The sequence below is a fragment of the Sulfuriflexus sp. genome (assembly GCF_032250955.1).
In the GTDB taxonomy this organism is placed as follows: domain Bacteria; phylum Pseudomonadota; class Gammaproteobacteria; order AKS1; family AKS1; genus Sulfuriflexus.
Genome location: NZ_JAVVES010000009.1, coordinates 1 through 14,051, shown reverse-complemented (window position 1 = coordinate 14,051; position 14,051 = coordinate 1). Strand labels below are relative to the sequence as shown.

Below are 14,051 nucleotides of genomic sequence, written 5' to 3'. Positions count from 1 at the left end.
ACGCTGGAGGATTGGCACGGCATGCAGACACTGTTTTTCACCCTGGCTTTGTTCCTTGTATTGAACCCTGGTGCCGGTATGTGGCGGGTGTTGCGCGGGCCGACAGCCGCCGATCGCATGCTGGCGGCGCAGGTGTTCGGCACTACTGCGGTGGCGATTCTGCTGTTGCTTGCCGAGGCGGCCGGCAGTGCGGCGTTGCGCGATGTGGCGCTGGTGTTCGCCCTTCTGGCGGCGGTGACGGCGGTGACGGTGGTGGCGTTCGTGCGCCGTGCGTGGCCAAATTCAGGAAGTGGGAATGACGCCGGCTGATTATCTCGCCGCCGCACTGCTGCTCATCGGCGGCCTGTTCTTTCTGGCGGGCACCTTTGGTTTGCTGCGCTTCCCAGATGTCTTTACCCGGCTGCATGCCCTGACCAAGGCCGACAACGTGGGCCTGGGTCTGACCGTGACGGGGCTCGCAGTGCAGGCGGAATCCTGGGCAGTGGCGGGAAAACTGCTGCTGATCTGGTTGCTGGTGCTGCTCGCCGGGGCGAGCGTGTCGTATCTGATCGCGGAAGGAGCGTTGCGGCGGGGGGGCGTCCATGGAAGCGCTGATCGCCTGGATCATCGATGTCCTGCTGGCCTTGGCACTGATGGGACTGGCCTGGGGGGCGCTGGCCAGTGGCGATCTGTTTAAGGCCATCGTCCTGTTTATCGCATTTGGCCTGGTGATGGCGTTAGTCTGGGTGCGGCTGGAGGCGCCGGACATTGCCCTGGCCGAGGCCGCTATCGGCGCCGGTCTTACCGGCGCGTTATTGCTGGCGGCATTTGTGAAACTGCGCATCACCTCGCCGAATGTGAATGTTGATATCACCAGAAGCTTGTGCGGCATCCGGTCCATTCCTGTTTTGGTTTCGATCCTGTTTCTTGCCATGGCGCTGGCTTACGCCATCTGGCCGTTGCCACCTGATGCTGCCGGGCTTGGCGAGGATGTCGCCGCGAACCTTGACCGAAGCGGTGTCAGCAATCCGGTGACGGCGGTGCTGCTCAATTTCCGTAGTTATGACACCCTGCTGGAGGTGATGGTGTTGTTGCTGGCGCTGCTCGGTGCGTGGTCTCTGGGTATGACTACCCCGCGACGCGAGGCGGCTCCCGGTTTGGTGCTGGACACCTTGTCGCGCCTGCTGGCTCCCTTGTTGATTCTGGTCGCCGCCTACCTGTTATGGGCTGGCGCTCATGCGCCCGGTGGCGCCTTTCAGGCGGGTGCCATGCTTGCTGCCGTCGGGGTGTTGATGTTGCTGACGGGTTGGCAGCTGCCCGCCGCACTGGCGGCATTGCCCTTGCGACTCGTGCTGGTGGCGGGTCCGGTGACTTTTATGCTGCTGGCTGTGATCCCCCTGTTACTGGAGGGCAGGTTGCTGCAGTTGCCCCCAGCGTGGGCTGGATGCTTGATCCTGATCATCGAAACGACCGCCACGATTTCAATCGGCACCACCCTGATCGCGCTGTTTCTGGGCGCAGCACCCAACAAAGAGGATCAGCAATGAGTGCGGCATTTTTCTACGCACTCGCCGGCACAGGACTTTTTTCTATCGGCTTGCATGCCTTGCTGGTGCACCGTCATCTGCTGCGTAAGATTCTGGCGATCAATGTGATGGGCAGCGGCGTGTTCCTGGTGCTGGCAGCTATGGCAACGCGTAATGGAATTGCCATACTGGATCCCGTACCGCACGCCATGATCATCACCGGCATCGTTGTGGCGGTCGCGGTCGCGGCCACGGCATTGGCGCTGGTGTTGATGCTCAAACTGACGGCTGAAACCGGCCACGCGGTATTACCCGACAGCAAGGAAGACAAACCGTAATGGACGATGTCCCGATAGCAATCCCGTGGGGCATCGTGCTGATTGCCCTGCTGCTGGCGACTGGGATGATGGCATTCGTATGACCGCGCGTTGCACAGACGCTGGCGTTGTTTTGCAGCCTGGCCATCGCGCTGGCGGTGACAGGCCTGGCGTTGCAGCTTTGGCAGCATGGGGTATTCCATCATGCAGTAGGTGGCTGGGATGCGCCGCTGGGCATCGTGCTGTACGCCGACGGGTTGAGCCTGATGCTGCTTACCATGACCGCCCTGGTGGGAATAGGGTGCAGTGTCTACGCATCGGCGTATTTCACTGTTGATGAAGCGCACCGTTTCTGGCCACTCTGGCTGTTCCTGCTCGCGGCGCTGAATGCGCTGTTTCTCTCGGCCGACCTGTTCAATCTGTATGTCACACTGGAGCTGATGGGGCTGGCGGTCGTTGCCTTGACGGCATTGTCGGGCGGCCGGGATGCCCTCGCCGGGGCCATGCGTTATCTGCTGGCGACACTGTCGGGATCGCTCGCTTATCTGTTGGGCGTGGCGCTGCTCTATCACGCCTTCGGCAGCGTGGACATCGCGACGCTGGCCGGGCGGATGACGCCGGTGTCGGCGGCCTGGGCTGCGCTGGGTCTGATGAGTGCAGGACTGATACTGAAGACTGCCTTGTTCCCCCTGCATTTATGGTTGCCGCCTGCCCATGCCAGCGCCCCGTCGCCAGTGAGCGCCGTGCTCTCGGCGCTGGTGATAAAGGCTTCATTCTATATATTGCTGCGCTTGTGGATCATGCTCTTCGGTCCATTCGCCGGCGACGGTGTAGCAGCATTCCTGGGCTTGCTGGGCGCGACGGCCATCGTGTGGGGTTCCGTGCAGGCCTTGCGCCAGACACGCCTGCTATTACTGGGCACAGTATGGCTTTACACCTTGACCGGCACGTTGGAATTTACCGAGCGCGGTTTTCTTCACAGTTTGGACACGGCACACCATCCGGTGCTGATTGCGATCTTTTTCCTGCTGATCGCCGGGCTGGGCGTGAAAGCAGCGCTGGTGCCGTTACACGGTTGGTTGCCGCTGGCCATGGTCGCCCCTGCGCCGGTCAGCGAATTGTTGCACGCAGTGGCGGTGGTGAAGGCCGGCGCCTTTGGCATCGTGCGGGTCGTTTATGATGTCTACGGCGTGGAGTTCGCGCAGTTACTTAATCTGTTGACGCCGCTTGCCGTCGTTGCGGCCGTGACCATCATCTGGGGTAGTCTGCGAGCGCTGTTCCAGAACGACCTTAAGAAACGGCTGGCCTACTCCACCGTCAGCCAGGTTTCCTATATCGCGCTTGGTGTTGCCTTGTTCGGCCCAGCCGGCACCATCGGCGGACTCGTTCATTTGGTGCATCAGGGCATCATGAAGATCACGCTATTCTTCTGTGCCGGCAACTACGCCGAGACGCTGGGCATTCACAAGATAAGCGAGATGAATGGCACCGGACGGCGCATGCCGCTGACCACACTGGCGTTCAGCATCGCAGCGTTGGGTATGATGGGTGCGCCGTTTACCGCCGGTGCGGTAAGCAAGGTATGGTTGATGGACGGCGCTATGGCGGCTGACATGCGCTGGGTGGTCTGGGTATTGTGGACATCGAGCTTGCTCAACGCCGCGTATTTTCTGCCTATTGTATTCCGGGCATGGTTCCGCCAGCGGGCGGATGCCTGGCCGGACGAGAATATCCCGGCGAGGCACTGGCGTGAAACCGTCTGGCTACTGCTCCTGCCGCCGCTGGTGACTGCCGTCGCGACGCTGGTGTTTGGTATTTATGCGGATACTGCAATCAGCCCGCTCGCCTGGGCACACTTGATCGCCGACCGTGAGTATTCCAAAGGCACGCCATGACAGTGAGGAAACATTTGCTGTAGACCGCTGATCGGCCATGCATGACGTGCTCCCGGCCAGGTGGTTCTGAAACGACCACGGAAGACCTTGTGCTTTCAAGCCCCGGATATTTTAATGCAGAATTACATGACGGTGCATGGGATGCTTAATCGATACGCATCTCGGGTTGCGCCCGCATCGTTCTCGACTCACTTAAGGATTTTCTAATCATGGTATCGACGTTATGACTAAATATAGCTCAACAAAATTAAAGGCCTTTTCAGGCTTGTTTACCATCGAGTGGGAGTAGGATGTATACGAAGGTGAGATAAACACAGGTTGATTGGGGCAGTCACCTGACGATAGACTGTATGTTTGTACAGTATCGCATGGATGACCTGAGAATAGCGAAGAAGTGCTGAATGAAACCCGAAGGGGTTCTAACAGTGCGCGACTCATGTTCCCTACTGCTACGGCGTGGACTGTCGGCACGGGATGGGGCGCTTACCGTTACCAGCCCGGCCCGAGCAAACGCTTCTCTACCGAATCGTCGAAGAGTATTACCCGGCATTTGCTACGCATGTGGCAGCGCAGGGAAGGGAACTGCCGGGTTACGTGCAACGCGAATTCCATGATTATCTGAAATGCGGCCGGCGGCCGGGGAGTGGATGACAAATCGGGAGACCGCCATGCTGCCAGGCCTGCGGTGGGCCAGTCAGGATCATCGCCTGCATTGAGGATCCGGTGGTGATCAAGAAGATCCTGGAGCATCTGAAAGACAAGGTTGAAACAACAGCGCATACCTTCTTGCCCAAGAGTCGGGTACTGCCAATGGGCCTGTTCACCTGATACCGAAACTCGACTGATCGATTCAAGCCGCCGCATCGTGAGCCACGGCAGGGTCACGGCTTGCTGGCGGTCAGATTTAGGATGTAAAGGGAGAAAAAACGGGCAGGTTATTCGGTAACAGGCATGGAATTCAGGGTGACCTTCAGCCGGTCGGGCTGCGAAAAGGTGATCCACTGACGGCGAACCACCGCTGGACTTGGGTAAAAACGGTGTTTATGTTTCCTATACTCATAATGGAGGAGATAAACCTGTCCTATCCGCGTAAGATCGACGTCGCGGCACCCGGTAACGAGGTCTGCGGGGTCAATCCCCGCTCCGGCAGTGAAGCGGAACATAACGTGCCTAGCAATCACGATCAAGGCTAACGCAGAGGCCATTCATCCTCATTTAAGTTTCGGCTGATAACCTCCCTGCACGTTTTCCATCCACAGAGAGGCTCCCTCCGATGATCCGTACCTTCAGGCTTTTGGCCCTGCTTTCCCTGTCGCAACTCGCATTCCCATCCCATGTCGCTGCCGAAGCACTCCCGGCGGTTGTTTCGGCACAGGCGACCAATCGCCCTGTGGTACTGGTGCGCATCCTCGCTCTGGAGGGCACCGGCCCTGACCGGCAGCAACATCGCCTCTATGCCGATGCTGACGGTGTGATCACCACGCTGGATGCCCTGGGACAGGTAGGCTATCAGGTCGGTAGTGAGGGGCTCGCCGAAGGCGGCTACCACACCCTGTTCGTGACACTGGCCGATGAGTATGAAGTGGTGCAGGGCGATGGCACGCGCACGCAGCGGCGCTTCAGCGAGGAGGACCAGGCGACGCGTCGGCGTGTACGCGGCATGATCATGGTCCGTGGCGGGCAGGCGACGCCGCTGAGGATGCTGGACGATCCCTCCTACTATGGTTCACGCCGAAAAGCATTCCGTCCAGGGCGGGACGATGATGACGACTGATCACGCACCCGGCGAGATGCCCCGCGGGGCCTCAGCCGTTCAGGGTTTCGCCTTCACATCGGGCGGCGGATAGGCCTTCACCTGCTTGTCCGGCAACTCGTGGCGCAGTACCTGATTGAGCGCACTGTTCTCGGTTACCATGCATACGAAAATCATGATGATGGTGGGTATCACCTCGATGCGGGTAGTGCAGAGATAGAGATACGGCTGATTGAACTGGAAACCCTGCGTGATGCTGGCAAGCTGGGTTTTGAATCTGAGCTGGCCGTGGACACAATGCGGCAGGCGGCCGGGGAGTGGATGACAAACCGGGAGACCGCCATGCTGCCAGGCCTGCGGTGGACCAGTCAGGATCATCGCCTGCATTGAGAATCCGGTGGTGATCCAGAAGATCCTGAATCACCTGAAGGAAAAGGGCGAATGCCAGGACGCGGTTCGACTGCCCGACGCGCGCGCCCCTCCACAGGTCAGCGTGTTTGATTAGGAAAAACTCAAGATGAATAACAGGGACGTTGCCGACGATACAGGGAAAGGGTGGATTCGGGGTAGTCAGGGTGGTTTTTCAGTGAAAAGGGGGATTATACTTCCTTATACCTTATCAATGGAATATTGACAGGAATTACCAGGTCATGGCCAATTGATCGAGGCCGAGCAGGTCTCTGTGCAAATTCCGGTGTCTGTCGAAGCCTGACCACAGCCAGACGATGAGTGTGACACCGATACTGATATGATTATTGTAGTGATCATGATCGATCAGCGATTCACCGTGGCCGCTAAATAGCTGAAGATAACTGCGTATGCGTTTATTGAGCGGGAAGGTATAGTTAAACTGTATGGCTCTCCAGTTACTGGACTTCAGGTTATTGTGCCACATCAGGCCAGTGGGCTCGCTTTCTGTGAAAAGAGGCAACGCATAAAGAGTCCATCAAGGGAGACATCTTTGCATTCCGGTTCCAGACATTTCTGTCTAATGTCCTTGAACACCGCGACATAGACCGGTGGACCCTTGAAATTCTTTTTTTTCTGAAGAATTAATTGGTCTATAACCGAATTTCTCCAGTGTGCGGAATGTCGTAATATCAGTATCGCACTGAACGATATATTTTTGATCGCTCACGTTTACTCATCATGATTTGCCATAACTGACCCTGGCGGCTACGAAAGAAACCAGCGCAACTTAATAGATAGTATTTCCACATCCTATAAAAACGCTGGTCATATTTATTTTTTAGTTCAGGCCATGCCTGCTCGAAGTTTTGCATCCAGGCCATTAATGTCCTGTCATAATCCTGACCAAAGTTATGCCAGTCCTCGATAAGGAATTTTTTTTCGATTATGGATGTGATTTCCTTTGCTGAAGGCAGTTTGCCATTCGGGAAAATGTATTTGTCAATCCAGGGATCAACGGTTTTGGTGGCACAATAATTGCCTATGGTATGTAACAGGAACAGACCATCAGGTTTCAATAACCTGAATACCTGATCAAAGTATGTTGAATAGTTTTTTGGCCCCACATGCTCAAACATTCCAACCGAAACAATCTTGTCGAATTCTCCATTCAGGTCGCGATAGTCTATTAATTCAATCTTCACGGGCAAATCAATACATCGTCGCCTGGCGAAGTGTTGTTGTTCTTTGGATATTGTGATGCCTACTACTTCAATGTCGTAATTCATGGCAGCATGATGTGCGAGTCCGCCCCAGCCACAACCGATTTCAAGAAGGCGTTCACCTGGCTGAAGATCGAGTTTTCGACAAATCATGTCGAGTTTGTTCAGTTGCGCCTGTTCGAGCGTTTGGGCGTTTTCCCAGTAAGCACATGAGTAACTCATGGTCGAATCAAGCATGGCTTCAAATACATCATTACCAATATCATAATGCTGTTTTGCTACCTGAAAAGCACGTTTGGAAGTTTGCAGGTTAAAGAGCTTATGACGGAACATTTCAAATAAAAGTCTGAACTTTGCCCAGCCATGAACTTTTTGATCGATATCAAAATTCATAAGACGTGTAAATAATTCGTCGAGTGAAACCGCATCCCACTGACCGTCCATATAGGCCTCACCAAGGCCTAGAGAACCTTTGGCCAATATCCGTCGATAGGTTACTTCATTGTGTATCTGGACATCCCAGGGATGCGAGCCGTTAAATTTTATTCCTGCATCTTTAACTAGTCGGGATAGTACCGGTGGTGCGTCAAGACGTTTTATATCCGCAAGATGCAGTTCAGGTTTAAAGATTTCGGAATCGTATGTTTCAGTTTGGGGTAAATCACGATCATATGTCCTGATGGCCTGACCTTTATCGTCGCTAGACATGAGCATATTCCTGTATTTTTTTGTCATTTAGGAAGGCAAACCATATTGGAAAATGTTAGAGCATGACAAACGATATTTATTGGGCTTATATATCGAAATATTCGATATCAAAAACGTTAATATTGAGTAAATACGAAAATTTCTTGCTGTAGCGGCGAATGGCAGCTCTCTCGAAGCAGCTAGTCGTTTGCATGTAACACAATCGTTGCCCTTATTCAGAATTCCATTGAGCGCCAGGCTGAAGAAGTCCACCGCGTGAAGAAGTTTGAAAGCGGGGTGGTCAAGGACCCGATTACGGTGCCGCCTTCGACGACGATTGGTGACCTGATCAAACTGACGAGACAGTACAATATCTCGGGTGTGCCGGTGGTCGACAAGAACGAACTGGTCGGCATCGTTACCGGTCGGGATATGCGTTTCGAAACGCGGGTTGATGCCCCGGTTTCTGAAATCATGACCCCAAAGGATCGCCTGGTGACTGTGCGGGAAGGCGCGGGACGCGAAGAGGTCGTCGCCTTGCTGCACAAACACCGTATCGAGAAGGTGCTGGTGGTCAACGACAACTTTGAGCTGCGCGGCCTGATTACGGCAAAGGATATTCAAAGTGAACTCTTCAAGGATGAAGTTTGCAATCTAGGGGTGGAAGTCTGTCTAGCACATGAAATGGTTTATTGGCACCCTTTCTCCGGTTACGGTCTGGGTGTGCGTATTCTTGGCGAGGTTAAAAAAGAATATGCGGATTTAGTGCGACTAACCAGGTGAGGATTACATTTATGTGGACTCGGGACAGGCTTTATTATGCTCAACACAACAGTAGTTATCCCGAAATGGAACGACCGGCGCAAGCAGTCAATATCGGCCGGCAGGGCATCCAGATTTTGATGAGTAACGATGGTTCCTGTTTTATCCCGCAGCGTATGGCGCAGCCTTTGCTTGAGCAGGACTGGTTGTTTTGGCTGCTGGATAGTACCGATTTCAAATGTACGGTGTATAAGGTCTTTCCCCCAGGCGGGATTCCGGTGTACGTGAACAGGCATTAACGGAACTACACCGTCTTGCTACGGCAGAGTGGATAGTGTTTAGCTTTTTCTTATCTATCAATTTGATATTTAACCTGATTTATTATTCCCATAAAAATATTTAATGATTCTGCATCTCCCCTAAAAGATGTTCTTGAAATACATTAAATGTCGATATAAGATGTATTATGAAAACATCATAAAGAGGGAGTTAAGCATGAAAACACTGAACTACACCTTATGTGTACTTGGATTCATATTGTCTGGTCATGTCTACGCTGACACCATCAATGTCGAGATGACGGTCAAAGAGTTACAACTACAGATCGATAACGCTGGCAACAAGCAATCCATGTGGACGTTTGGCGGCACCATTCCGGGTCCGCTGGTACGGGTGAAGCAGGGGGATGTGGTGGATTTTACCCTGCATAACGACAAGTCCAACAAACAGAGTCATTCCATGGATTTCCATGCCGCACAGGTCGATGTCCTGAATGAGTTTGCCCCGGTGAAACCGGGTAAAACCAGGAAATTTCAGTTCAGGGCAGATGTGCCAGGCGTATTCATTTATCACTGCGGATCAGAGGCCATGTCCGAGCATATCGCCCGTGGCATGTACGGTGTGATTATTGTCGATCCCCGCGAAGGCTACAGCGAAGCTTATCCGAAGCCGGATCGTGAATATGTGATTGTACAGGGTGACCTGTTCAAGGAAGGCACTAAGCCGAAAGATATCACTATGGGTAAGGGCTGGAAAGCGGCGTTGATCAACGGCAAGGTATACCATTACGACCCTGTTCATGACACCAATGCCAGTATTGCGCTGGAGTCCAAACCGGGTGAACGCGTCCGAGTCTATTTCGTCAATGCCAGTATCAATGAATCGGCAGCATTCCATCCGATCGCCGGGATCTGGGAACGTGTCTGGGATAATGGTAATCCGAAAAATGTCCTTTACGGCATGCAGACGGTTGATGTGGCACCGGCTCATGGCATGGTTTTTGATCTGGTCAGCCCCGCAGATCGTGCTACCAATAATGCGCTGGTGGATCACCGCATGAAAAAGGCCTTGAACGGTGCCATCACCGTATTAATGAATCACAAGGATGCGGATCCCGCCAAAGGCAGGAACGGCAACCTCATTCTTCGCTAACCCGTACCTGTTATTTAATCCGAGGAATGATGATGTTTACACATAATGACAAGGTGAAAAAACGCAACGGGTTGGCTGTATTGGTATTGGGTGTGACCGGTCTCCTGGCCGGTCACACCGCCACTGCCGCGGATGCTCGGCGTTATGTAGAAGACAATTGTGTCAGTTGTCATGCGGTGACCAAACCGGACTTTGCCGCTAGCGGTATCATTGAGCGCATCGAGCGCAAAGGACCGCTGTTGTATTACGCTGGTGACAAATTCAATGAAACGTGGTTGCAGAGCTGGCTGGAAAAGCCTCACCGGATACGGCCCGGTGGCAGTTTCCCGCCTCATCACACTGTGGTTACGGATGACGGCGATGTTATTGATGACAATACGTTCCACCCCCATCCTGCCGTACCAAAAGACATAGCGAAAGTCGTGGTCGATTATCTGATGGGATTGCATGCGCAGGACGTTCCATCATTGACGCAAACCTATCAGCCCAAACAGGTATCCGCCGTGCTTGGCAAGATGAACTTTAACAAGTTCAAGGGCTGCGCTGCCTGTCATCGTGATGCAGAAGATAGCGGCGGGTTATCCGGACCTGAAATGTACACTGCCTGGAAGCGGATGAAGCCGGAATTCATAGTGTCCTACATCAAGGATCCGGTAGCCTGGGATCCGCATTCCATGATGCCAAACCGTCATCTCCAGGAAGCCGATATTCACAAACTGGTGGATTACCTGAAACTCATTGGGGAGAAAACACCATGACGAGACGAATCATTATTTCTTTGCTGCTGGGCATCACTATCACCACGTTACCCGTGGTCATGATTCGGACAGCGCAGGCCAACGAATCCGGAATTGATGCCGGCAAGCGCCTTTACCAGGTTTACTGTGTGCAATGCCACGGGGTCGGCGGTGACGGTTATGGCATTAATGTCGCCGATATGGAGGTATTACCCAAGGATCATACCGACACCAGGGAGATGCAGTCACGTACGGACAAGGACCTGTTCAAGGCAATCAAGCATGGCGGTAAGGCCATTGATAAATCGGTACTGATGCCGAACTGGGACGGCAACCTGTCCGATCAGCAAATTGAATCGCTGGTGCGCTACCTGCGTACCGTGTGTTGTGAGAAGAAAACAAAATAGAGGTAAAGCGCATGAAGTGTTCATTAATAAAATTGAATAACATTGTGTGGCAACTATTCGCCCTGTTGCTGCTCATGTATCCGTTTAGCAGCAGTTATGCCGAATTACGAAAATTCGAAATGACCATTGAAGAAGTTGAGGTTGAAGTGGCTCCGGGTTTTAAAGCCAGGGTATGGGCTTACAACGGCCAGGTACCGGGACCACTGATACACGTCAAGGAAGGTGATGATGTTGAAGTCACCGTGCATAATCTCACTGCATTGAATCATACCATTCACTGGCATGGTGTTTATCAGACCAATTCATGGCGCAGTGATGGTGTACCGAAAGTAACCCAGCAAGCGATTGAACCGGGTGACAGTTATGTGTACAAGTTTGTTGCTGATAAACCGGGCAGTCTCTGGTATCACTGTCATGTCAATGTTGCCGAGCATGTCGGGCTAAGAGGAATGTGGGGACCGCTTATTGTTGATCCAAAAGAACCTACTGCCCTGGAAAAAGAGGTTACCAAAGATGTCGTATTAATGTTCTCCGGCTGGAATTCTGATGTGGCGATGGAATATGGTAAAGGTGGTCATCCCAGAGAAGTAGCTGACTATTATTCAATCAATGGCAAGTCTTTTCCTTCCAGCCAGCCTCTGCGAGTAAAGGAAGGTGATGTACTGCGACTTCGGCTTTATGGCGTCAGCTCCGAGACCGCCTATCATCTGCATGGCCATGATGTGCTGGTCACCCACAAGGATGGTCTGCCGCTCAAATCACCCTACTGGGCGGATGTGGTACATGTACCGGAAGGGGCGCGGATGGATGTCATCGTACGGATGAACAACCCGGGCCGCTGGATTAATCATGATCACATTGAACCGCATACGACAAATAATGGAAAAATGCCGGGCGGAGCAGTAATGATTGTGGAATACGAGGGTATTGAGAAAGATGACTGGTATGTCTGGAAGGACAAGGATGCCAGTTATGATCCTGATTTCTACATGAGCGAGATGTTAAAGAAACCCTATGGCATGCATAACCACGCTGCGTTTAAAGGCACCAAAATCAAAAAGAAAAAGAAGAAAAAGAAGAAAAAGGACTAAGTTTTGCAAATGACCGCGTCACAGCGGTCAGTGCAAGTTCATTTTTCAATGGGGGTGATGATAACAGGGAATATAGATGGGTAATAAGCAAGGTGAAATTATTTCTTAATAGAAGAGGTTCGATACATACACAGATTTATGCTTGCCGTAGAGTGATTTACCTGGTCATATACGCCGGACGTCTGGAAGACGCCTCCTGTTAGGTTCTCTGCTAAAGACTTTGTCCATCTGGCAGGGGGGCAATACATGCGTTTACCGTTGGTGGTATCGGCCTGATGGCCCGTATTGCACTGGGACATACCGGACGTAATGTCTTCGAACCCCCTCTTACGGTGATACTGATGTTTTCATTGTTGCTGATGAGTGCATTTATCAGGGTTGTACAATCATTGATTGATGCCACACATTACACGCTGTGGAACTGTGTTTCCCAGGTGTTTCAGATACTTAATTTCGTTGTTTTTTCAGCCTCTTACATTTTGATTCTCATACGGCACAGGGTCGATGGCGTCCAGGTTAGGTATTCTGTTATCCAGGAAATGACAGTGACAATAATATAAACATGGGGAGAAGTGAGGTAAAATGACGACATTATGCAAATCAGCCGCTATACAGATTACGCTTATCGGGTACTAATGTATCTGGCCATTAATGATCAGCATCGTGTGACGATGGTGGAAATTGCCGAATTTTATGGTATTTCCCGCGAACATTTGCGCAAGGTCGTGCATCGGCTCGCTTCATTGAAATATATCCATACCTATACTGGTAAAGGGGGTGGTATGGAATTGAGTGAGACACTGGAAAATATTAACCTGGGGCAGGTGTTTCTGGAATTTGAAGGACGAAACTCCTTGATTGATTGCCAGCAGACTCATTGTCCATTGAGAACGTCCTGTGATTTGAACCGTATTTTTTATAAAGCACAGGATGCGTTTCTCAATGAAATCAGCCAATACACTCTACAGGACGTGTTGCACAATTCTGTGATGGTAAATAAGTTGATGAATACCTGAGTTATATAAAATATGAACTTTAAATATTTTTCCAGTTATGAGTGGGATGTCATTGCTGGCTTATTGGCGTCTGTAGTGACTATCATCCTCCATTTGTTGCACTTGGTGGATGAACATATTATTTTGCCAATCGTGCTGGCATTGAGTCGATTTACTGTTCGTGAATTTCATGCGTCATACGAGGAGTAACGAATAGACTGCCGAGCAGGTAGAACGAATTGAGCATGCCGTATACAGAAAATGCATCAAGGGGTCTGTCTCGTTGATTAATTAACCGTCTCGGTGCTGATGATAAATCGTAGATTTTCTGTCACGATCATGGCCACTGGATTGTACCTACCTACCTGCTTATATTATTCGATATTCTGGTTTTTGAATTTTTCGTCCCCCATAACCCAGGCTTTATTGGTCGCTTCGCGTATTGCATTCAGCGTCATCTCTGGAATATGGGTACGGAATAGTTGACGATAGCTTTATTGCCGGTCTGGGTCTATTGACCCTCGACGCCTATATGCTCGATGGGGCGTAACTGGCAAATTTTCTTTTCCTAATCCATTGCAGTGATAACTTGACCAGGGATATTCCGCAGGATGGTTCACCATATTCTACGCACTGACAGAGTTTAGCTCTATATGCCACATGCGGGTTAACAGATACTGATCACTATCAATTAGTGTCGCCTTGTAACTTACTTCTCACAAGGTGCCACTACGTTTGTAGTTATAATTAAAGTCACTGCTGACCCGTTAATTCCCTCTCCCTTCGGGAGAGGGTTAGGGTGAGGGGATTTAGATTCGATAACACATTGTTTTATTTACT

The 14,051-nt window shown here is 51.7% G+C and carries 14 protein-coding genes and 2 pseudogenes; 13 read left to right on the top strand and 3 right to left on the bottom strand.

The genetic code is table 11. The annotated features are described in order from the left end of the window. Positions 1-21 precede the first annotated feature (21 nt). From RQ738_RS02560 to RQ738_RS02530, 6 genes and pseudogenes are all read left to right on the top strand, one after another. On the top strand, positions 22-309 hold the full coding sequence (locus tag RQ738_RS02560; RefSeq protein WP_314161811.1) for a monovalent cation/H+ antiporter complex subunit F: 288 nt from the start codon (positions 22-24) through the stop codon (positions 307-309). After that, positions 296-598: pseudogene (gene mnhG, locus RQ738_RS02555) on the top strand (monovalent cation/H(+) antiporter subunit G); the annotation flags it as partial. The gene RQ738_RS02560 and the pseudogene mnhG, both read left to right, overlap by 14 nt. Then, on the top strand, positions 582-1,526 hold the full coding sequence (locus RQ738_RS02550) for a hydrogenase subunit MbhD domain-containing protein (RefSeq protein ID WP_314161810.1): 945 nt from the start codon (positions 582-584) through the stop codon (positions 1,524-1,526). The pseudogene mnhG and the gene RQ738_RS02550, both read left to right, overlap by 17 nt. After that, positions 1,523-1,843, top strand: a complete 321-nt coding sequence (locus RQ738_RS02545) for an NADH-quinone oxidoreductase subunit K (RefSeq protein WP_314161809.1) — start codon at positions 1,523-1,525, stop codon at positions 1,841-1,843. Before RQ738_RS02550 ends, RQ738_RS02545 begins: the two co-directional genes overlap by 4 nt. A gap of 107 nt (positions 1,844-1,950) precedes the next feature. Then, on the top strand, positions 1,951-3,717 hold the full coding sequence (locus RQ738_RS02540; RefSeq protein WP_314161808.1) for a proton-conducting transporter membrane subunit: 1,767 nt from the start codon (positions 1,951-1,953) through the stop codon (positions 3,715-3,717). A 1,399-nt stretch (positions 3,718-5,116) separates the two neighbouring features. Continuing rightward, the gene (locus RQ738_RS02530; protein WP_314161807.1) at positions 5,117-5,491 is read left to right on the top strand and encodes a hypothetical protein; all 375 of its coding nucleotides are present in this window, start codon (positions 5,117-5,119) and stop codon (positions 5,489-5,491) included. Between the two features lie 39 nt (positions 5,492-5,530). Here the strand turns inward: RQ738_RS02530 and RQ738_RS02525 are convergent, their stop codons facing one another. The 3 genes from RQ738_RS02525 to cfa form a co-directional block, all read right to left on the bottom strand. Next, positions 5,531-5,857, bottom strand: a complete 327-nt coding sequence (locus RQ738_RS02525; RefSeq protein WP_314161806.1) for a hypothetical protein — start codon at positions 5,855-5,857, stop codon at positions 5,531-5,533. A 253-nt stretch (positions 5,858-6,110) separates the two neighbouring features. Beyond that, on the bottom strand, positions 6,111-6,401 hold the full coding sequence (locus tag RQ738_RS02520; protein ID WP_314161805.1) for a phospholipase A: 291 nt from the start codon (positions 6,399-6,401) through the stop codon (positions 6,111-6,113). Positions 6,402-6,570: 169 nt separating this feature from the next. Beyond that, positions 6,571-7,809: a cyclopropane fatty acyl phospholipid synthase gene (gene cfa / locus RQ738_RS02515; RefSeq protein WP_314161804.1), complete on the bottom strand. Its 1,239-nt coding sequence runs from the start codon at positions 7,807-7,809 to the stop codon at positions 6,571-6,573. A 222-nt stretch (positions 7,810-8,031) separates the two neighbouring features. Between cfa and RQ738_RS13705 the strand changes: the two are divergent. The 7 genes and pseudogenes from RQ738_RS13705 to RQ738_RS02475 all read left to right on the top strand — a co-directional run. After that, positions 8,032-8,559, top strand: a pseudogene (locus RQ738_RS13705) (CBS domain-containing protein); the annotation flags it as partial. A gap of 486 nt (positions 8,560-9,045) precedes the next feature. After that, positions 9,046-9,981, top strand: coding sequence for a multicopper oxidase domain-containing protein (locus RQ738_RS02500; protein WP_314161803.1), 936 nt, complete (start codon positions 9,046-9,048; stop codon positions 9,979-9,981). A 32-nt stretch (positions 9,982-10,013) separates the two neighbouring features. Further along, positions 10,014-10,739 (top strand): c-type cytochrome, encoded by a 726-nt coding sequence (locus tag RQ738_RS02495; RefSeq protein WP_314161802.1) that lies wholly within the window; start codon positions 10,014-10,016, stop codon positions 10,737-10,739. Then, complete coding sequence (locus RQ738_RS02490) at positions 10,736-11,125, top strand: cytochrome c (RefSeq protein WP_314161801.1); 390 nt, start codon at positions 10,736-10,738, stop codon at positions 11,123-11,125. Before RQ738_RS02495 ends, RQ738_RS02490 begins: the two co-directional genes overlap by 4 nt. A 119-nt stretch (positions 11,126-11,244) precedes the next feature. After that, positions 11,245-12,216, top strand: coding sequence for a multicopper oxidase domain-containing protein (locus tag RQ738_RS02485; protein ID WP_314161800.1), 972 nt, complete (start codon positions 11,245-11,247; stop codon positions 12,214-12,216). A 242-nt stretch (positions 12,217-12,458) separates the two neighbouring features. Then, positions 12,459-12,776, top strand: coding sequence for an NnrS family protein (locus RQ738_RS02480; RefSeq protein ID WP_314161847.1), 318 nt, complete (start codon positions 12,459-12,461; stop codon positions 12,774-12,776). 33 nt (positions 12,777-12,809) lie between these two features. Next, positions 12,810-13,232: an Rrf2 family transcriptional regulator gene (locus RQ738_RS02475; protein WP_314161799.1), complete on the top strand. Its 423-nt coding sequence runs from the start codon at positions 12,810-12,812 to the stop codon at positions 13,230-13,232. Positions 13,233-14,051 lie beyond the last annotated feature (819 nt).